Annotated in this window: 14 protein-coding genes; 8 read left to right on the top strand and 6 right to left on the bottom strand. The window is 73.6% G+C overall.

The genetic code is table 11. From position 1 onward, the window contains the following. Positions 1–180: 180 nt before the first annotated feature. Positions 181–1,956, top strand: coding sequence for a glycoside hydrolase family 20 protein (locus ABGA99_RS05475; RefSeq protein WP_347580987.1), 1,776 nt, complete (start codon positions 181–183; stop codon positions 1,954–1,956). A 139-nt stretch (positions 1,957–2,095) separates the two neighbouring features. Here ABGA99_RS05475 and ABGA99_RS05470 read toward each other — a convergent pair whose 3' ends face one another. Continuing rightward, the gene (locus ABGA99_RS05470) at positions 2,096–4,792 is read right to left on the bottom strand and encodes an N-acetylmuramoyl-L-alanine amidase (RefSeq protein ID WP_347582243.1); all 2,697 of its coding nucleotides are present in this window, start codon (positions 4,790–4,792) and stop codon (positions 2,096–2,098) included. A 527-nt stretch (positions 4,793–5,319) separates the two neighbouring features. Here ABGA99_RS05470 and ABGA99_RS05465 point away from each other — a divergent pair. The 3 genes from ABGA99_RS05465 to ABGA99_RS05455 all read left to right on the top strand — a co-directional run bounded on the left by ABGA99_RS05465 (position 5,320) and on the right by ABGA99_RS05455 (position 8,100). Then, positions 5,320–5,964, top strand: a complete 645-nt coding sequence (locus ABGA99_RS05465; RefSeq protein WP_347580989.1) for an RNA polymerase sigma factor — start codon at positions 5,320–5,322, stop codon at positions 5,962–5,964. After that, complete coding sequence (locus ABGA99_RS05460; protein ID WP_347580990.1) at positions 5,964–7,124, top strand: hypothetical protein; 1,161 nt, start codon at positions 5,964–5,966, stop codon at positions 7,122–7,124. Before ABGA99_RS05465 ends, ABGA99_RS05460 begins: the two co-directional genes overlap by 1 nt. 304 nt (positions 7,125–7,428) lie before the next feature. Further along, positions 7,429–8,100, top strand: coding sequence for a sigma-70 family RNA polymerase sigma factor (locus tag ABGA99_RS05455; protein WP_347581041.1), 672 nt, complete (start codon positions 7,429–7,431; stop codon positions 8,098–8,100). A gap of 275 nt (positions 8,101–8,375) precedes the next feature. Here the strand turns inward: ABGA99_RS05455 and ABGA99_RS05450 are convergent, their stop codons facing one another. Then, positions 8,376–9,305, bottom strand: a complete 930-nt coding sequence (locus ABGA99_RS05450) for a L,D-transpeptidase family protein (RefSeq protein WP_347582242.1) — start codon at positions 9,303–9,305, stop codon at positions 8,376–8,378. Positions 9,306–9,499: 194 nt separating this feature from the next. Here ABGA99_RS05450 and ABGA99_RS05445 point away from each other — a divergent pair, with 194 nt between their 5' ends. Then, the gene (locus ABGA99_RS05445; protein ID WP_347581042.1) at positions 9,500–10,372 is read left to right on the top strand and encodes a sulfotransferase; all 873 of its coding nucleotides are present in this window, start codon (positions 9,500–9,502) and stop codon (positions 10,370–10,372) included. A 93-nt stretch (positions 10,373–10,465) separates the two neighbouring features. Further along, positions 10,466–12,046, top strand: a complete 1,581-nt coding sequence (locus ABGA99_RS05440) for a methylmalonyl-CoA mutase family protein (protein ID WP_347580992.1) — start codon at positions 10,466–10,468, stop codon at positions 12,044–12,046. Positions 12,047–12,111: 65 nt separating this feature from the next. Here the strand turns inward: ABGA99_RS05440 and ABGA99_RS05435 are convergent, their stop codons facing one another. The 4 genes from ABGA99_RS05435 to ABGA99_RS05420 all read right to left on the bottom strand — a co-directional run bounded on the left by ABGA99_RS05435 (position 12,112) and on the right by ABGA99_RS05420 (position 15,133). After that, entirely contained in the window at positions 12,112–12,555 is a 444-nt protein-coding gene (locus tag ABGA99_RS05435; protein WP_347580993.1) for a MarR family transcriptional regulator, read from the bottom strand. Further along, complete coding sequence (locus ABGA99_RS05430; protein WP_347582241.1) at positions 12,552–13,070, bottom strand: MarR family transcriptional regulator; 519 nt, start codon at positions 13,068–13,070, stop codon at positions 12,552–12,554. Before ABGA99_RS05430 ends, ABGA99_RS05435 begins: the two co-directional genes overlap by 4 nt. A 184-nt stretch (positions 13,071–13,254) precedes the next feature. Further along, on the bottom strand, positions 13,255–14,436 hold the full coding sequence (locus ABGA99_RS05425; RefSeq protein ID WP_347580995.1) for a macrolide family glycosyltransferase: 1,182 nt from the start codon (positions 14,434–14,436) through the stop codon (positions 13,255–13,257). 58 nt (positions 14,437–14,494) lie between these two features. Next, on the bottom strand, positions 14,495–15,133 hold the full coding sequence (locus tag ABGA99_RS05420; protein ID WP_347580996.1) for a CatB-related O-acetyltransferase: 639 nt from the start codon (positions 15,131–15,133) through the stop codon (positions 14,495–14,497). A gap of 101 nt (positions 15,134–15,234) precedes the next feature. Between ABGA99_RS05420 and ABGA99_RS05415 the strand changes: the two genes are divergently transcribed. Together ABGA99_RS05415 and ABGA99_RS05410 are read left to right on the top strand one after the other, a co-directional pair. Continuing rightward, positions 15,235–15,861 (top strand): TetR/AcrR family transcriptional regulator C-terminal ligand-binding domain-containing protein, encoded by a 627-nt coding sequence (locus ABGA99_RS05415; RefSeq protein ID WP_347580997.1) that lies wholly within the window; start codon positions 15,235–15,237, stop codon positions 15,859–15,861. A 2,159-nt stretch (positions 15,862–18,020) separates the two neighbouring features. Next, the gene (locus ABGA99_RS05410) at positions 18,021–18,803 is read left to right on the top strand and encodes a class I SAM-dependent methyltransferase (protein ID WP_347580998.1); all 783 of its coding nucleotides are present in this window, start codon (positions 18,021–18,023) and stop codon (positions 18,801–18,803) included. Positions 18,804–18,838: the final 35 nt, after the last annotated feature.

Here is an 18,838-nt window from a genome sequence, read left to right as displayed (position 1 = left end):
GGGGCGTACCGCGGGCGGCTACGGTCGAACAGCGCTGCGCCACGCTAGCGTCCGGAACCGAACGTTCCGGTCGTACCGGCCGGCGGTTCACCCAGAAGAGGAGGTTTGTCGCACTGAATCGACAGGAGTGCTGCTTCGCGTCCCCACGCTCTGCCGTGGCCCTCCGGGAGGTCCCCACCCATGCGATTCCCACCGCGTCCGTCCCGTCCTCCGCGCCGGTCCCCCGCCGGCCGGCACGCCCGCCGCCCGGGCGGCCCGCTCCGCGCCCTCCGGGGCCCCCGGCGCGCGCTGTACTGGGCCCTGGCCACCGCCCTGGCCACCACCGCCGTACTCCTCGCCCTCCGCCCCGTGCTCGACGGCGGTGACGGCGACGGCTCCCCCCACCGCGGCGTCGGCGCCGCCGCCCACCGCACCGCGCAGGGCGACACCCCCGCCACGCCCACCGCCGGGGACGAGGACCGCCCCGGCCCGCCCCGAGCCGACCGCGACAAGCCTCTCCCCGACCCCCGCACCGTCCCCGCCGTCCGTTCCTACGAGCGCGCCGACGGCACCGGCTGGCGGCCCGCCGACCGCGCCCGTGTCGTCGCCGAGGACGACGCGGTCACCGACGAGTCCATGCGGCTGGCCGGCGAACTCGGCATGCGCTACGCGGACGACGACGGCGGCGACAAGGCCGCGGACCCGGATCTGGGGCAGCGCAGCGGCGACATCCGCCTCCGGCTCGAACCCCGCCGCGCCGGCGGCCCCGAGGCGTACCGCATCGACGTCGCCGACGGCCGTGCCACCGTCACCGCCGCCACCGACACCGGCGTCTTCTACGGCACCCGCACCCTGCTGCAGGCCGCCCGCGCCGACGGCGGCGTACCGCCCGGCCGTATCGACGACCGCCCCGACCGCCGGCAGCGCGGGTTCATGGTCGACATCGCGCGCAAGCACTTCAGCGCCGCATGGCTGTCCGACCGCGTCCGGGAGATGGCCGACCTCAAGCTCAACCAGCTCCACCTCCACCTCTCCGACGACCAGGCGTTCCGGATCGAGAGCGAGACCCACCCCGAGGTGGTCTCCGATCCGCACCTGACCAAGGCCCAGGTCAGGGACATCATCGAACTCGCGGCGGACCTGCACGTCACCGTCATCCCCGAGATCGACTCCCCCGGCCACCTCGGCGCCGTCCTCGACGCCCACCCGGACCTGCAACTGAAGACGCCGGAAGGCAGCCCGGTGGAGGGCGCCATCGACATCTCCAAGCCGCGCGCGGCCGGGATCGTGGACGACCTGCTGACGGAGTACGCGCAGCTCTTCCCCGGCCCGTACGTGCACATCGGCGGCGACGAGTACGTGGCACTGATGGCGACCGACCCCGAGGCCCGCTACCCGCACCTGGCCGCGGCGGCGCGCGACCGCTTCGGCGCCGGCGCCGTCGTCGCCGACCTCAACGCCGCCTGGCTCAACGCGCGGGCGGACACGGTCAAGAAGCAGGGCAAGAAGGTCAAGGCGTGGAACGACGGCTTCATCCCGGGTGCGAAGGTCGGTCCGGCCCGGGACCGGGAGGTCGAGTACTGGACGGGCAAGGAGGCGTTCGCGCGCGACCCGCAGGCGTTCCTGGAGGACGGGTGGCAACTGGTCAACCTCAACGACGAGTACCTGTACTACGTCCTCGGCGAGCCCAACGAGTTCACGTACCCCACGGGCGAGCGGATCTACGAGGAGTGGACCCCCGCGGTACTGCGCGGCAGCCGGCCGGTGCCGGAGCGGCTGGCGGGCCCCGACGAGGTGCTGGGCGCCCGCTTCGCGGTGTGGGGAGACCGGGCGGGGGCGCAGACGCCCGGGCAGGTGGCGCGGGGCGTCAGGCTGCCGCTGGCGGCGATGGCGCAGAAGGTGTGGGACCCGCGCGAGCCGCGGCTGGGGTGGGGGCAGTTCGCGGACCTCGCGAAGGCGGTGCGGGGCGGCGGCTGACGGGCGTACGGGGGCGGCGGCCCGCGTACGCCGCGGGCCCGTGCCCGCACGGGACGGGCCGCCGCCGGCGACGCACGCCGAAGGGGCCGCCCCGAACCGGGGCGGCCCCTCGTCGGCACAGGTGCCGGGAGTCAGCGCCTCACGGCGCCAGCTCGACCCCCAGCCGGCCGCCGGCCGGCGTGCCGAGCGCGGACTTGCCGTAGTACACGGCGCCCGACGCCGACACGCCCTGGCTGCCGCTGTCGAGCTGCAGCAGGGTGCCGTCGTAGGCGTCCTCGCCGATCACGCCGATGACGAGGTCCGCCCGCCCGTATCCGGACAGGTCGGCCAGCAGCACCGAGGAGCCGAGCCGGTCGCCCTTCTCGCTGACGCCGCTGATCCCCGCGGTGTCCTGGTGGTACGCCTTCGGCGAACCGGACGCCGTCGACAGCCCGGCGGAACCGCCGCGCAGCAGCAGGGCCGTGCCGGCGTCCGCGCGGTTGGCGCCGTCGCGGGTCATGTCCTCGCGGTAGACGCCGGTGAGCACGTCGGCGTAGCCGTTGGCGTCCACGTCGCCGACCGAGACCGAGAAGCCCATCGCGTCGCCGGCCTCGGACGCACCCGGCACCGATCCCGTGCCCTGGTGGACGATCTGCTTGCCGGTCGCCGTCAGCCCGCTCGCGGAGCCCTTCAGCAGCGTGACCTGGCCGCCGGTGTTGGCCGCCGACTCGCTCGCGAAGGGCTGGCCGACCACGAGGTCGGCGTAGCCGTCGCCGGTGACGTCGCCGGCGGCCACGGAACGGCCGCCCGGCACCCCGAGGTTCGCGGTGACGTCCAGCCCGGCCGACGTGCCGCGCAGCACGTCGAGGCGCGCCTTGCCGCTCGGGTCGCGGTAGGTGAGGGCGGCGTCGTCGTAGCCGTCGCGGTTGAAGTCGCCCACGGCGGCGTCCTGGTAGCTGACGGTCTCGTACGGGAACGAGCCCTCGCGGCCGTTGCCGTTCAGGTCGTGCGTGGCCCACGCCTCGGCGCCCATGCCGAGCACCTCGTCGCGGCCGTCGCCGTCGAAGTCGCCGGCGGCCACCGCGGAGCCGAACTTGGCGCCGGCCGGCGCGAAGCCGTCGCCGAGGACGAGGTTGCTGCCCGAGTTCAGCCCCGGGCCGTACAGGACGGTGATCACACCGGCGTCGGCGTGGCCGGCGGAGTCGTCCTTGTTCGGAGCCCCGACGAGGAGGTCGGCGATGCCGTCGTTGTTGACGTCGCCCCACTCGGTGTCGGTGCCCCAGGCGTCGCCGGCCACGGCCGTGCCGGGCACGCCGGTGCTGTTCTGGGTGATGCTGCGCTTGGCGCTCGCCACCGGGCCGTTCTCGCCGCCGGGGACGACGAACACCGCGCCGGAGCCGGTCTTCCCACCGCCGTTGGCCCGCGGCGTGCCGGCGACCATGTCGCCGCGGCCGTCACCGTTGAAGTCCCGGGTGGGCAGGGCGTGCGAGGCGCCGGGGGCGGCGGCCAGGGCGCGGATCTGGCCCAGCTTGGCGTACAGCCGGTCGCCGGGGCAGGCGGTGACGTTGACGTCCTCGGCCGCACCGTCCGGGCGGAACCGGGCGTCCTTGTGACCGGAGATGTTCTTCATGGTCTTCGGGTCGCCGGCGGGGACGAACTCGTCGTTCGCGTCGAGCTTCATCGGCGTCAGCGACGTGCTGCCGGTGGGGCTCACGCCGTACTGGCCGAGCTTCCAGGCGGCGATGCGCGAGACGGCTTCCAGCGACGCCTGGGAGGGGTGGCCGAAGGTGTGGTAGTCGCCGAGGATGGAGATGCCGGTGGAGTGGCTGTTGAAGTTGCTCGTGTGCGCGCCGAGCACCGGCTGGTCGATGCCGCCGGCACGGCCCTCGAAGATGCGGCCGCACTTGTCGACGAGGAAGTTGTAGCCGACGTCGTTCCAGCCGTTCCCGTTCACGTGCATGAGGAAGATGGAGCGGACCATGGCGGCCGACTCCGCGCACGAGTAGTTGACGGCCTGGGCGGTGTGGTGCACCAGCGCGGCCTTGATGCCGTCGGGGTTGTACGTGGGCGGGTCGTCGACCAGCGACTCGTCGGCGCCCCAGCCGGCACGGCGGGTCACCGGCGGCGGGGTGACGGGCGAGTCGGGCGCCGGGCCGGGTTCCGCCTGGGTGACGGCGGCGGCGGGCGCCAGGTCGGTGCCGTACGAGGACGAAGAGGACGAGGACGCGGCGGACCCCGGCCCGGACACCGCGGCCGCCTGCGCGACCGGTGCCGTCTCCGTACCCGCCTCGGTGCCGACGCCGGCGGCCTGTGCCGCCTCGGCCTCCTCCTGCGTGACACCCGGGTCGACGAGCGCGACCTCCATGCCGGCGGGCAGCGCGGTGCTCGTACCGTCCGCGCGTACGACCCGCGCCTCCACGCCGTCCGACGGGCCGACCCACAGCGGCTCGGTGCTGCCGCGCATGTCGGGAGTCAGGTCGTCGGCGGACGGGCCGCCGTCCGTGTCGAGCGTGCGCCAGTCGCTCCAGGCGCCGGTCTCGGCCGAGCGCGTGCGCACCTCGGCGGCGCCGCCGAGGTCGCGGCGTTCGTTGCTCCAGGAGATGCCGACCATCGAGAACTGCTCGGTGCCGGTACGGTCCACCTTCTTACGGGCGCCGTCCCCGGTCAGGTCGACGCCGTGCACCGCCGGCTTGCGCGGCTCCAGCCCGGCCGCCGCCGGGTCGTCCGAGCCGGAGCCGGGGTCTGCCACGGCGACGGTGATCACGCCGGCACCGCCGAGCACGACCGCGCCCAGCGTCAGCCAGGCACGTCTGCGCAGGCTCAGCGGCCGGTACGCATGGGATCTACGCGGACTCACATTCCGCCCCTTCGGGTTGCTCACGTGTGACGTTCGCTCACGCTTGACACACGTACAGCGCCGCCGGGGTCGAAAACGTGTCACGTCCGCCCTGACCGGCACAAAGAAGACGGCCGGAGCCGCTACCCCCCACAGGAGCTGCTCCGGCCGTCGGCCTCAGTCGCGGTGCCCGTTCGGGCCCGCTGTAATACTCAGCGCCAGAGGGCCCAGAAATGTCACAGCCCCCGCCGGCGGGTGCCGCGGGACCCCCGCGCGGCGCTCCCGCGGAGGTCCTTCTGCCCCCTGTCGGAGGGCTGTCGGGCCGCCGCCGGGACCTTACCCGGACCGGTCCGTTCCTCATGCGGTCGGGTAGGGAGGGCCCCGGTGTGTTGCGAAGGGACCGCCACCGCCGTAGCGTGCACCTCGCGTCGAGTAGACGCACAGACATTCGTTCGACTATCGCTCGACGGTCCGCCCAGATCCGGGGGTGCTCCGCAGATGTGTCCGCGTGTACTGCGTCTCCCGGCGCCACGGACGAACTGACCACCGTGCAGGGGGAATACGCGGAAGACGCCGCGCTGTCCGGCGCGGTGCACGCTGCCCAGCGTGGTGACGAGGCAGCGTTCCGCATCGTGTTCCGGACGGTGCACCCTCGCCTGCTCGGATACGTGCGCAGCCTCGTCGGCGACGGCGACGCCGAGGACGTGACCTCGGAGGCGTGGCTGCAGATCGCCCGCGACCTCGGCTCGTTCAGCGGGGACGCCGACCGCTTCCGCGGCTGGGCCGCCCGCATAGCCCGCAACCGCGCGCTCGACCACGTGCGGATGCGCTCCCGCAGACCCGTCTCCGGCGGCGACGAGACCCAGCTCGCCGACCGGCCCGCGGACTCGGACACCGCGGAGGAGGCGATCGAGGCGCTCGGTACGGGCCGCACGATGGCCTTCATCGCACGGCTGCCCCAGGACTACGCCGAAGTCGTGGTGCTGCGCGTGATCATGGGACTGGACGCCAAGCGCACCGCCGAGGTCCTGGGCAAGAGCCCGGGCGCGGTGCGTACGGCGGCGCACCGCGGCCTCAAGCAGTTGACCGCGCTGATCGAGAGGCCGCAGGAAGAGGGGGACGTTCCGCCCGGGGAAGGCCAGCAGCCTGGCGGTGTGACGCAATCAGCCGCGCGGACGCTTAAGGAAATGTGATGGTGGACGACCGGTACGGCTGGCTCGACGAGGACGTCGCGGAGCGACTGCTTCGCGGGGAGCCTCTCGACTTCGCGGACGGCAACGGCCGGCGAGGGCGTAAGCGCTGGTCGCCGGAGGACCGGGCCGCCGCCGAGCGGCTGGCCGCCGTGCTGGCGCGGGTGGCCGAGTCGGGCCGTCCCGGCGCGAACGGCCGGGTGCCGGGAGAACAGGCCGCGCTGGCGGCGTTCCGGGCGGCGCAGGAGAGCCCGAGCCCGGCGTCGGCCGCGGAGTTCGCCGCCGAGTCACCGTTCGAGGGGCGCCGCGGGCGGCGCCGTTCCGGCGTCGTGGAGCGGCTGCGGTCGCTGCGGCTGAGCGTGGTGGGTGCGGTGGCGGCGTGTGCGCTGGGCGGGGTCGCGGTGGCCTCCAGTGCGGGTGTGCTGCCGGCGCCGTCGTTCATCGAGGACACCGGGGGCAACCGGTCGCCGAGCGTGGGCGCCACGTCGTCGGCCCAGACCCCCGGCGGCGAGAAGGAGGACGGCTCCGCCGCGGAGGGCGGCAAGGGGTCGGACGACGGCAAGGACAAGGACTCCGGCAAGGACGGCAAGGACTCCAAGGACCAGGGCCGCGGTACGGACCCGGATCTGCCGGGCCGCGGCGTCATCGGCGACATACGGGGCGACGAGCCGCCGAACATGGCGGACGCGGACTCCGTGCTCGACGCGCTGTGCCGCGACTACCTCGCCGCGCAGGCCGGCACGGGTCCGATGCCGGGCCGGGCGCGGCTGCGCATCCTGGAGCAGGCGGCCGGTTCTGCGGAGGCGATGACGCCGTACTGCTCGAACCGGCTGGGCACCAGCGTGGGCACTCCGGGCGGCGCGACCGGCGGCGGCACGGGCGGCTCCACGGGCGGCGACGCGGAGGAGCCGACCAGCCCGAGCCCCTCGCCGACCGACCCGAGCACGGACCCGGGCGGCACCGGCGGTTCGAGCGACTCCGGCGGCTCCGGCGGGGACAGCGGCGGCGGTGACACCGACGGCGGCAGCGAGGACGGCGGCAGCGAAGGCCCGCCGCAGGAGGGCCCGTCGCCGAACCCGGGCGTCAACATCTCGGAGTCCCCCACCCCCGAGCCCACGGCCACCGCGACCGCCGCGGAGCCCGAGGAGTCCGCCGCCGGCTGACGCCGCGGCACCCCCGCTCCTCGGCAAGTCGCCCGCCGACGCGCCCTTTTATCCCGTTTCACCCGGAGCGGTCCGGGAATATTTGTGGCGGTCACCTGCCCGTACGGGATAAATGTGGGGGTGCCCACGTCAAACGTCCATGATGTCTGGCATTGTTGCAGTGATCTGTTCTATTCCGGGAGTGGCTGGGGCAGCGGCCTGACGGAGAGCGCGCGGGGGCGCGGGCACGGTGCACAGTGCCGCAGGCCGATCTCACGAGGCTCACAAGGTGGGGGATTACGACAGACCGGCTGCCGCACGGGCGGTGCCGGGACACGAGGGTGCGGACGAGGACCTTCAGCCACTGGTCCACCGGGCGCAGAACGGCGACGAGGCGGCGTTCACCGCGCTCTACCGGCGGCTCCAGCCGGTGCTGCTCGCGTATCTGCGCGGCGTGGTGGGCGACGACGCCGAGGACGTGGCCGCCGACGCCTGGCTGGTGATCGCGCGCGACCTGGGCAAGTTCCGGGGCGACGGCCCGTCGTTCCGCGGCTGGACGATCACGGTCGCCCGGCGCCGGGCGCTCGACCTGCTGCGCCGCGAACGCCGCCGCCCGCAGGGCGTGCTGCTCGACGAGGGCATCCACGACCTGCCCGCCGAGCGCGCCGCCGAGGAGCACGCGCTGGAGTCGCTGGGCACCCGGCAGGTCCTCAGGCTCATCTCCACGCTGCCCCGCGACCAGGCGGAGGCGGTGCTGCTGCGCACGGTGGCCGGGATGCGCGCCACCGACGCCGGTGAGGTGCTGGGCAAGCGGCCGGGCGCCGTGCGTACCGCCGCCCACCGCGGGCTGCGGCAGCTCGCCGAGCTGGTGACGCCGGCGGCCCGGCGGGAACGGAGCCTGGAGCGCGCGGCCTTCGCGGCGGGCGAGAGCGGCAGGCCGGCGGCGGAGACGGAAGCGGGCTCGGAGGAGCGGTTGAGGCTGGGCCTGGGCGCCTGAGAGGTGCCGTACGCCCGCTGCCGTACGCGTTCCGGCGTACGGAATCCGTAGGAGACCTCAGGAGGGGGAGTGGCGCGGGCGGTGCTGGGGGAACGCAACCCGCCCGCGCCATATGCGCTGAGCCGCAGGTACGGGGGGAACCCCGGCCGAGCGCTGGGCCGATGACCAGTCGGCACATCACTTACAGCGTCGCCGGCGGAGAAAGTGTCACAGCCACAGCTCAGCCCCTGCGTACGGCGCGTACGGCACCGCGGATGCCGTTGCGCCGCGCGCGCTCAGTCGTAGACGACCACCTTGTCGCCGACCCGGACGTCCCCGAAGAGCTTCGCGATCTTCGCCTCGTCGCGCACGTTCACGCAGCCGTGCGAGGCGCCGGCGTAGCCGTTGGCGGCGAAGTCCGCGGAGTAGTGCACGGCCTGACCGCCGCTGAAGAACATCGCGTACGGCATGGGGGTGTCGTAGAGCGTCGAGACGTGGTGCCGGCTCTTGAGGAAGACCTCGAACACGCCCTCGCGGGTCGGCGTGTACTGCGACCCGAAGCGCACGTCCATCGCCGCCAGCACCTCGCCGTCCTTCATCCACCGCAGGGTGTCGCTGCGCTTGCTCACGCACAGCACCCGCCCGTCGTTGCAGCGGGGGTCGGGCCTCTCCATGGCCTGCGACGTCGGCGGGTACAGCTCGTCGCGCGTAGGCTCGTCCGTACGGGCCAGCAGCCGCTCCCAGGTGACGACATCGGTCTCACCGGTGCGCGGCAGGCCGCGGTCCTCCTGGAACGCCGAGACGGCGTCGGCGGTGATCGGCCCGTAGTACGCGGTGGGGCTCTGCGCGAAGACGCCCTCCGCGCGCAGCCGCGCCTGCAGCTCCCGCACCTGCTCGGTCTCGTCGCCCACGGCCATCAGCACCTCGGGGCCCTCGGGCGTCGGCTCCTCGGTGGGCGTCGTGGACACGGACGCCTCGGCGCTGGGCTTCTCGGCCGGCTTCGCCGGCTTCTTCTCGGACGGCGTGGCCGAGGGCTCCGCGGGCTTCTCGGACCGCGTGGGCGGCGCGGCGCTCGACGACGACGGCGACGGCGAACCGCCCCCGCCGCCGGCCGCGTCCGCCGAGGCCGAACACCCCGCCGCGAGCGCCGCCCCGGCGGCCGCGAGCGCGACGGCCACGCGGATCGAATGGAGTTTTCTGTAAACGCTCACACGTGCTGGACGCAATTCGCCCACCCCCCCGGTTCCCTCCTGCAAGACGTCGAACGATTCTCTCCCCCGCCACGGCCGGTCCGGAACCCCGCAGCGCGCCGTTGCCTCCCGGACACCTTGCGTTTGCCGCGATCCCCTGGAATGGCCCGTCGGCCCGGCGCACGCCGCCCGGCCGCCCGTGATCGCCGCTAGGAGGGTTGGGTGTGCGCATGAACGCCGTCGGCAAGGGGCTCAAGCGGCGCGGCAAGCTGATGGCACAGGCGCTCGGCCCGCCCCGGCGCGCCCCCCGGTCCACCACCGCGCCCGCACGCGCCGCCGCTTCACCGGAGTACGCGGCCCCCCGCGCCCCGCGCCTCGTCGGGTCCCCGGTCTTCGTGCTGTCGTCCGTACGCTCCGGCTCCACCCTGCTGCGCGTCCTCCTCAACAGCCACCCCGAGATCCGCGCCCCGCACGAGATGCACCTGCGCACGCTGCGCGTCGACCTCACCCGTCCGTACAGCGCCCGGGCCATGGAGGGCCTGGAGCTGGACCGCCGCGAGCTGGAACACCTGTTGTGGGACCGCGTGCTGCACATGGAGCTGGAGCGCAGCGGCAAGCGGATCATCGTCGACAAGACCCCCGCCAACGCCCTCATCCGCGACCGGCTCGGCGACTGCTGGCCCGACGCCCGCTTCCTGGTCCTGCTGCGCCACCCCGGCGCCGTCGTCTCCTCCCTCGTCAACCGCCGCAGGGAACCGGACCTCGACGCCGTCCACGCCGAGGTCCTCGACTACGGCGAGGCCCTGGAGGCCGCCCGTACGGAACTGGGCGCGGCGGGGCACGTCCTGCGCTACGAGGAGCTGACCGCGGAACCGGAGAGGACCACCCGCGGCATCTGCGACTTCCTCGGCGTCGAGTGGGCCCCGGGGATGCTCGACTACGGCGCGCACGACCACGGCGCCTTCCGGCCGCACATGGGCGACTGGAGCGGCAACATCAAGTCGGGCCGCATCCAGCCCGCGCGCACCGGCGACCACGACGCCGGGCTGACCGGGCGGCTCGCGGAGCTGGCGGAGCTGTGGGGGTACCGGCGCGCGGGATAGGGGCGCGAGGTCCCGGCCCGTTGTCACTGGCGGAGCGTACGCTCGTGGCTACAGTCCGTGCAGACGCGGAAGGCTGGGAAAGGCTGGGATCACATGGCACGCCACTCGGAGTCCGGGCTGCCCATCGAGCCGGTGTACGGGCCCGAGGCCCTGGCCGGCTGGCACCCCGCCGTCCGGCTCGGGGAGCCCGGCGCGTATCCGTACACCCGCGGCGTCTATCCCACGATGTACACCGGCCGGCCGTGGACGATGCGTCAGTACGCGGGCTTCGGCACCGCCGCCGAGTCCAACGCCCGCTACCGCGACCTGATCGCCCACGGCACGACGGGCCTGTCCGTCGCCTTCGACCTGCCGACGCAGATGGGCCACGACTCCGACGCGCTCCTCGCGCACGGCGAGGTCGGCAAGGTCGGCGTCGCCGTCGACTCGCTCGACGACATGCGGGTGCTCTTCGACGGCATCCCGCTGGACCGGGTGTCCACGTCGATGACGATCAACGCCCCGGCCGCGCTGCTCCTCCTGCTCTACCAGCTCGTCGCCGAGGAGCAGGGCATCCCGGCGGCCCGGCTCACCGGCACGATCCAGAACGACGTGCTGAAGGAGTACATCGCGCGCGGCACGTACATCTTCCCGCCGAAGCCGTCGCTGCGGCTGATCGCCGACATCTTCCGGTACTGCCGCGCCGAGATCCCGAAGTGGAACACCATCTCGATCTCCGGCTACCACATGGCGGAAGCGGGCGCCTCGCCCGCCCAGGAGGTCGCGTTCACGCTCGCCGACGGCATCGAGTACGTGCGCACGGCCGTCCGCGCCGGCATGGACGTGGACGACTTCGCGCCCAGGCTGTCGTTCTTCTTCGTCTCCCGCACCACGATCCTGGAGGAGGTGGCCAAGTTCCGTGCGGCGCGCCGCATCTGGGCGCGGGTGATGCGCGAGGAGTTCGGCGCGCGCGACCCGAAGTCGCTGATGCTGCGCTTCCACACCCAGACCGCCGGCGTCCAGCTCACCGCCCAGCAGCCCGAGGTGAACCTCGCCCGCATCACGGTCCAGGCCCTGGCGGCGGTCCTCGGCGGCACGCAGTCGCTGCACACCAACTCCTTCGACGAGGCCCTCGCGCTGCCCACCGACAAGGCCGCGCGGCTGGCGCTGCGGACCCAGCAGGTGCTGGCGTACGAGACGGACGTGACCGCGACGGTCGACCCCTTCGCCGGGTCGTACGTGGTGGAGACGATGACCGACGGTCTGGAGGCGGCGGCGGTGGATCTGATGCAGCGGGTCGAGGACCAGGGCGGCGCGGTCAGCGCGATCGAAAACGGCTTCCAGAAGGGCGAGATCGAGCGGAACGCGTACCGGATCGCGCAGGAGACGGAGGCCGGTGAACGGGTCGTGGTGGGCGTCAACCGCTACCGGATGGCGGTGGAGGAGCCGTACGAGCCGCTGCGTGTCGACCCGGCGATCGAGACGCGGCAGGTGGAGCGGCTGGCCCGGCTGCGGGCGGCGCGCGACGGGGGCGCGGTGGAGGCGGCCCTGGCGGAGCTGAGGACGGCGGCGGAGGGGACGGGGAACGTGCTGTATCCGATGAAGGCGGCGCTGGCGGCGCGGGCGACGGTGGGTGAGGTGTGCGAGGCACTGCGGGAGGTGTGGGGGACGTACGAGCCGGTGGACGCGTTCTAGGGGCGGGCCCGGCCGCGGTGACGCGGCACGCCGTCGGCGCTCGCTGGCGGCCGTCAGCGGGGCCGTCAGGCGGTCAGTGCCGCGAACTCGGCGTCGGCGCGCTCGTTGACGAGGGCGAGGACGCGGCCGGCGGCGGCCAGGTCCTCGGCGGCGATCCCGCCCCAGATGCGCGCGGAGACGGGGGCGGTCTCCGCGGCGACGGCGGCGAGCACCTCCCGCCCGGCGTCCGTGGGGCGGAGGTGCGCCGCGTCGGCGACGAGCAGTTCCTTGGACAGCAGCTCGTCCAGAGTGGCGCGGATGCCGGCCGGGTCGGCCTTGAGGGAGCCCCGGACCCGGGCGACGAGGTCGTTTGGAGTCTGCGGGGCGTCGGCGGTGACGGCGGCGCGGAGGGCGATCTGCTGCTGGAACGTCATGCCGTGGCGGGCGAGGACCTGCTCCAGTACGCCGCGGGCGGCGTAGTGGGCCAGAGCGAGGGCACGGGCGTCGGCGACGGGTGCGGTGCCGGTCATGGTGATGTCCCCTGGGTCGTCGGGTGGGTCGTCGGGTGGGTCGTCGGGTCGTTCGGCAGGAGGTGGGCGAGAGGTACGTCGAGCAGGGTCAGCAGCTCGTCGGTGAACGCGCCGGTCCGCGGGGCGTCGAGACCGCCGAGCGGCTCCAGCAGTCGGTCGACCAGCTCCCGGACCACCACGACGGCCTGCCGCGCCACGGCGAGACCGGGCTCGGTGAGGGCGAGCCGCATGGCGCGGGGATCGCGGGGATCACGGGTGCGCTCGATGATCCCGTCCGCTTCCAGGGCCCGCGCCAGCTTCGAGACGTAAAGCGCCTCCAGGCCGGTGTGGTCGGCGAGTTGCCGCTGGCTGGGCCGCTCTCCGGCGTGCTGCATGCCGTACAGCGAGCCGACGAGCGCGTACTTCGCGTGGGTGAGGTCCAGCGGAGCCAGCGCGCGGTCGACGGCGACGCGCCACTTGTTGGCGAGCCGCCACACCAGGAAGCCGGGCGTGGGACCGGGTGGACCTTCGCTCATGACAGATAGCATACATGGCAACTATGTCCATGGCTACTATTTCCTCGCGCCCTCCCGTCGGTCCACGTGGGCGTTCGAGGTCGTTTGCGCGGTCGGGTTACCGCGAATTCGTCGCGGCGGCGGCCGTCTGCCGGGGCGGGCCACCGGGCTGCGCCGGTGAGCCGGCCTTGTCGGGCGGGGCGGGTCAGCGGGTGGGGAGGAGGGCTTCGATCAGGTCGGCGGCTCGGGGGGTGCCGCCTTCCGTGCGGGCCTCGGATTGCAACTGCTGGGAGCGGGCCGCACGGTGGGGGTCGGCGACGAGGTCGGTCAGTGCCGTGCGCAGGGTCTCCGCGGTGGCGTCCGCCGTGTCCACGCGGCGGGCGATGCCCAGTTCCACGAGCCGGTCGGCGTTCATGAACTGCTCCGCTCCCTGCGGCACCGCGATCATGGGGACGCCCGCCAGGAGCCCTTCGCCGCAGCCGCCCATTCCGGCGTGGGTGACGAAGGCGTCGGCCCGCTCCAGGATCGCCCGCTGCGGGACCCAGGGGTGTACCTCGACGTTCGGCGGGACGGCGCCGAGTTCACCGGGGTCGGTGTGCTTGCCGATCTGGAGGACCACGTGCCAGCCGGGCAGGTCGCCGAAGGCGGCGACGCACTGGCGGTAGAACTCCGGTTGGCGCGTGTACGCGGAGCCCAGCGAGACCAGCAGCACCCGGTCCGCACCGGGCGGACGGGTCCAGCCCTCCGTGTCCGTACCGGTGTCGAAGCAGGGTCCGACGAAGGTCACCGTCGAGGTGTCGACCCGGTCGGCGTGCGGCTGCATCGCCCGCGGGATCAGCGCGAGGGCCCGGCCGGGCGGCCCCGAGAAGGCGTCCACGTCCGTCGTCGTCGCCCCGCACTCCGCCAGCCACCGCGCGAACTTCTCCGTGTACGCGTCGGCACCCGGCAACTTCCGCAGATGCACCGCGACTTCCTCCTCGTAGCCGTCCCAGGCGACGAACGTCGGGGACAACTGCAGGAGGGGGCGGCCCTGCGCCTCGGCGAGGGCGCGGGCGGCGTAGGCGCCGATGTCGTAGAGATACAGGTCGGCCGGATCGTCGTCGTAGGCGGCGTGCAGTTGCGGGAGCGCCTGGATGGCGTCGTCGAGGAAGAGGCCCGACGCGGCGATGGGGTCGGCGGGCCAGTCGTTGTCGGCGACGGGCAGCGTGGAGGTGCAGGGCACCAGCTCCGCGCCGGTGGGCTCGATCCGGTCGGCGATGAAGGGGTCGTTGGCGTACGTGACCCGGTGCCCGCGGGCCGCCAGCTCGCGGATGACCGCGAGGCTGGGCAGGACGTGACTGACGGCGGGGATGCCGACCATGGCGATGTGGGCGCGGCGAGGGGGCATGGACGATCACTCGTTTCCGGGGTGGTGCGCGATGTCGGGGCAGGTCGGTCCGCGGGTTCTAGGGGGCGGCGGCCTCCAGTTCGGCGACGGTACCGGACATGATCGTCCGGACGTGCTCGGTGAGGTGCCCCACGGGCCAGTCCCACCACGCCACGGCGAGGAGCCGGGCGACGTCCGCCGCCTCGTAGCGCGTGCGGATGAGGCGGGCCGGGTTGCCGCCGACGATGCCGTAGTCCGGGACATCGCCGGTGACGACGGCGCCGGCGGCGATGATCGCGCCGTGGCCGATCCGTACGCCGGGCATGACGGTGGCGCCGTGCCCGAACCAGACGTCGTTGCCGACGACGGTGTCGCCGCGGCCCGGCAGGCCGGTGATCAGGTCGAAGTGCTCGGCCCAGGAGCCGCCCATGGTGGGGAACGGGAACGTGGACGGGCCGTCCATGCGGTGGTTGGCGCCGTTCATGACGAACCGCGTGCCCGTGCCCAGCGCGCAGTACTTGCCGATGACGAGCCGCTCGGGCCCGTAGTGATACAGCACGTTGCGCGTCTCGAACGCGGTCGGAGCGTCGGGGTCGTCGTAGTACGAGAAGTCGCCGACGTCGATGAGCGGCGAGGTCAGCAGGGGCTTGAGCAGGACGACGCGCGGGTGGTCGGGCATGGGGTGCAGCACGGTGGGGTCGGCGGGGACGGGTGGCATGGGGAGGCGGTTCCTCTCGGGCGGGCGTTAGTGCGACAACTGTAGCTTTAAGATGGTCACGCATCCCCGGCACGTCGATCAAGCGGATTGTGGACTCCCTGATGACAGACCCCACGGCCACGGCGCCGGACCGCCGCCCCGGCGGTCGCACCGCCCGTATCCGCGCGCAGGTCCTCGCCGCGGTACGCGCCGAACTCGCCGAAAGCGGCCACGAAGGACTCACGATGGAGGGCGTCGCGACCCGCGCGGGCGTCCACCGCGCGACGGTCTACCGGCGCTGGCGCGACGTGGGCGGCCTGCTGGTCGACGTCATCGAGGCGGCCGGCGAGATCGACTGGCGCCCACCGGACACCGGCTCGCTGCGGGGCGACCTGACGGCGCTCAACGAGGAGATCCAGGAGTCGTTGGTGGTACAGCCGTCGTTCGCCGTGGCGCTGATGGCCGCCTCGTTCCATTCCGAAGCGGCCGCGCGGGCCCAGACGCGGCTGTGGGAGGAGAGGTACGCCCAGTGCGAGATCGTCGTGGAGCGTGCGGTGGAGCGGGGGGAACTCCCCGCGGGGCGGACGGACGCACGGGCGGTGCTGATGGCGGCGACGGCGCCGGTGTACCACCACGTGGTATTGCTACGGGCCGCCCCGGACCCGCAGTTGCCGGAGCGGGCGGCGAGGGCGGCGGTACTGGCGGCGGGGGCGGGGGCGTTTTCGGCGGGTGGTGGAGAGGGTGCATGACCGAAGGACGGGGATCCACGGTGACCGGCCGTCGCCCCCGGCTCTCCCCCTAGCTCTCCTCCCGGCTCTCCTCCCGGCTCTCCCCTCACGCCCGCCCAAGGGTATGCGGGTGGTCTGACAGTGCGGGTGCAGCGGGGTGTTGAGCTGGTACGTCGCGTGGGTGGGGCGGGTGCGGGGGTGCGGCGTCGGGCGGGTGGTGGCGCGTGGGGCGGGCCCGCGTACGGGGGTTCAGTGTCGGGGTGGGCGACGGCGCGTGGGGTAGGGCCACGTACGGGGGGATCGGTATCGGGGCGGGCGACGGCGCGTGGGGTAGGCCCGCGTACGGGGGGTCCGCGGGGGGAGAAGGGTGTCGTTGGGGCTCCCCCCGGGCCACCCCACTCCTGATGATGCGGACCTCCGCTCGGTGTCAAGGGCGTTCCCTCCGCTTCGCTGCGGGAGCGTCGCTGCGCGATGGGGCTTCGCCCCACCCTTGACACCGGACTACGGCCCGAAAGACCGGCGGCTATGGGTGGCCCGGAGGGAGCGGGCACCCTCGACCGGCACTACGGAGGCGGAGCCCCGCGGACGGGGGACCGGGCCGCCCGGCGTTGGGCTCGTCCCGATCGCGGATATCCCCGGATGGACGGGGGCGGTTGCCGGGAGGCGGGCTGGGCCCGATCGCCGACGCCCCGGTGGGCGAGGGCGGGAGCGCCGGGTGGGCGTAGCCGGCGCCGACCGCCCGGTGTGTGCGTCTCGATGGGCGAAACTCGGGCTCCGGGGCCCGATTCGGGCCGGATCGGGGGGTGTTACCGCGAGTTACGACCCAATCTCGCCGCACCGGAGCAGCGGACGGCGACGGTCGGGCCTCGGAGCGACTGTGTGTGCGTCGATGGGCGAAAGTCGACCCACAGAGGTGATTTGCCCTAGCTTGGTAGAGGTGTTACCGCGAGTTCGGCTCGGTTGCGTTCATTCGGAGCGACCTGGGTGACCGTCGACCCACCTGGACCCCCGCGAGTGCGCGAGCGTGGGCAAAAGTCGGTCCTGACGGGCGATTTGGGTAGATTTAAGGGGCGGGTTGCCGTGAGTTCTTCTCGGCGGCGCGCGTTCCGCGCGGCCTGGGGTACCAGGTGGCGACCTGCGGCCGAGTGGATGCGCGCGGATGAGCGAAGGTCGACCCACGAGGGCGGTTTGTCCTGGTTCATTGAGGGTGCTACCGCAAGTTACGGCCGATTTCCTCCGCTGAGGTGGCGCTGGCGGGAGTTGCCGGGTGAGCGGACGACCGTGTGTGCGTGTGATGCGGCAGGAGTCGACCTCCGGTCTCGGATCGAGGCCGAGACCGTCCGACACCGGGCCGACGCCCCCGCCGGGCCGGATGCAACAGCGCCTTGGGCAGGCCCGGCCCCGGCCTCCGGCCCCGTCCCCCTCGGGGCATCCAGCCGGCCAGGCCCGGCTCTCCCTGCCCGGTGCGGCGCCCATCCGGGATCGGGGCAGCCCAACTCGCGGCGGTCCGGCCCCCGTCCGCGGGGCTCCGCCTCCGTAGTACCGGTCGAGGGCGCCCGCTCCCTCCGGGCCACCCATAGCCGCCGGTCTGTCACGGGCCGGAGTCCGGTGTCAAGGGTGGGGCGAAGCCCCATCGCGCAGCGACGCCCCTCGCAGCGAAGCGGAGAGGGACGCCCTTGACACCGGGCGCAGGTCCGCATCATCAGGAGTGGGGTGGCCCGGGGGGAGCCCCAACGACACCCTTTTCCCCTCGCGGACCCCCCCGACACCGGCCCACCCCACGAACAACCGCCAGCCCGATACCGATCCCCCGTACGCGGGCCCGCACCCGCCCCACCACCCGCCCGACGCCGTACCCCCGCACCCGCCCCACCCACGCGACGTACCAGCTCAACACCCCGCCGCACCCGCACTGTCAGACCACCCGCATACCCTTGGGCGGGCGTGAGGGGACAACTATGGACGGGTGGGATAACCAAGAACTCGGCGGGCGTGCAGGACAAGCGGGGACTCGGCGGGTGCGAGGGAACAATCAGGGACTCGGCGGGCGTGCGGGACAACCAGGGACCCGGGCGGGCGCGAGGGGGACAACCAGGGACCCAGCGAGGCGCAAGGAGGCAACCGGCGACCGGGCGGAAACCGGTGTCCCTCAGTTGCCTGATCGTCCTACCGTTCGCCCCATGGACGACACCACCTCCCCGCCGCGGCTGACCCGGCTCACCTTCCACGGCCCCCTCTCCGAGGGCCGGGCCGCCCGGATGATCCGCCGGCTGTCCGGCCCCGCCACCCCGACTGCCCCGGTGTCCGTGCTGGACATCGGCTGTGGCTGGGGAGAGTTCATGCTTCGCTTCCTTGAGGCCGCACCCGGCGCGACCGGCGTCGGCATCGACCTCAACGAAGAGGACCTGGCCCGCGGGCGCGCCAACGCCGGGGCCCGAGGGCTGGCCGAGCGTGTCCGCTTCGTCCAGGAGTCCGCCGTCGACACCGCCCACGGTCCCGCCGACCTCGTCCTCTGCTTCGGGGCCAGCCACGCCTTCAGCGATGCCCCGCCCCCCGCGCACACGGCCGCCGCCCTGCACGCCCTCCGCCGCCTGGTCAACCCGGGAGGCCGTGTCGTGCTCGGGGAGGCGATCTGGCAACGCACGCCCACACCGGAGGAGTTGTCGGCCATGTGGCCGGACGCCTCCCCCGGGGAGCACCACGACCTCGCCGACCTCGTCGATCTCGCCGTCACCGCGGGCTTCCGGCCCGCCTGGATCGAGACCGCGGGCAAGGACGAATGGGAGGACTTCGAGTCCGCCTACCAGTCCGATGTCGAGGAATGGCTTGCCGCCCACCCCGAACACCCCCTGGCGAAGGAGACCCGTGACCGTGCCGATCGCCACCGCGACATGTGGCTGCGGGGCTACCGCAGTGCGATGGGCCTGGCCTACCTGACGCTCGTCCCCGAAGTCAGGCGGTAGGGAATTCCCCGTGCCTGACGACGGTGAGGACCGCC

It is taken from the genome of Streptomyces sp. B5E4 (genome assembly GCF_039871555.1).
Taxonomy (GTDB): domain Bacteria; phylum Actinomycetota; class Actinomycetes; order Streptomycetales; family Streptomycetaceae; genus Streptomyces.
Note: the sequence above shows the minus strand (reverse complement) of the source record. Positions and strands in the feature narration are given on the sequence as shown.

What these genes read in the sequence shown, in the direction of transcription:
- ABGA99_RS05475 (WP_347580987.1), top strand. Translation starts at nt 181, where the DNA reads ATGCGATTCCCACCGCGTCCGTCCCGTCCTCCGCGCCGGTCCCCCGCC.
- ABGA99_RS05460 (WP_347580990.1), top strand. Translation starts at nt 5,964, where the DNA reads ATGGTGGACGACCGGTACGGCTGGCTCGACGAGGACGTCGCGGAGCGA.
- ABGA99_RS05445 (WP_347581042.1), top strand. Translation starts at nt 9,500, where the DNA reads ATGAACGCCGTCGGCAAGGGGCTCAAGCGGCGCGGCAAGCTGATGGCA.
- ABGA99_RS05440 (WP_347580992.1), top strand. Translation starts at nt 10,466, where the DNA reads ATGGCACGCCACTCGGAGTCCGGGCTGCCCATCGAGCCGGTGTACGGG.
- ABGA99_RS05435 (WP_347580993.1), bottom strand. Translation starts at nt 12,555, where the DNA reads ATGACCGGCACCGCACCCGTCGCCGACGCCCGTGCCCTCGCTCTGGCC.
- ABGA99_RS05430 (WP_347582241.1), bottom strand. Translation starts at nt 13,070, where the DNA reads ATGAGCGAAGGTCCACCCGGTCCCACGCCCGGCTTCCTGGTGTGGCGG.
- ABGA99_RS05425 (WP_347580995.1), bottom strand. Translation starts at nt 14,436, where the DNA reads ATGCCCCCTCGCCGCGCCCACATCGCCATGGTCGGCATCCCCGCCGTC.
- ABGA99_RS05420 (WP_347580996.1), bottom strand. Translation starts at nt 15,133, where the DNA reads ATGCCACCCGTCCCCGCCGACCCCACCGTGCTGCACCCCATGCCCGAC.
- ABGA99_RS05415 (WP_347580997.1), top strand. Translation starts at nt 15,235, where the DNA reads ATGACAGACCCCACGGCCACGGCGCCGGACCGCCGCCCCGGCGGTCGC.
- ABGA99_RS05410 (WP_347580998.1), top strand. Translation starts at nt 18,021, where the DNA reads ATGGACGACACCACCTCCCCGCCGCGGCTGACCCGGCTCACCTTCCAC.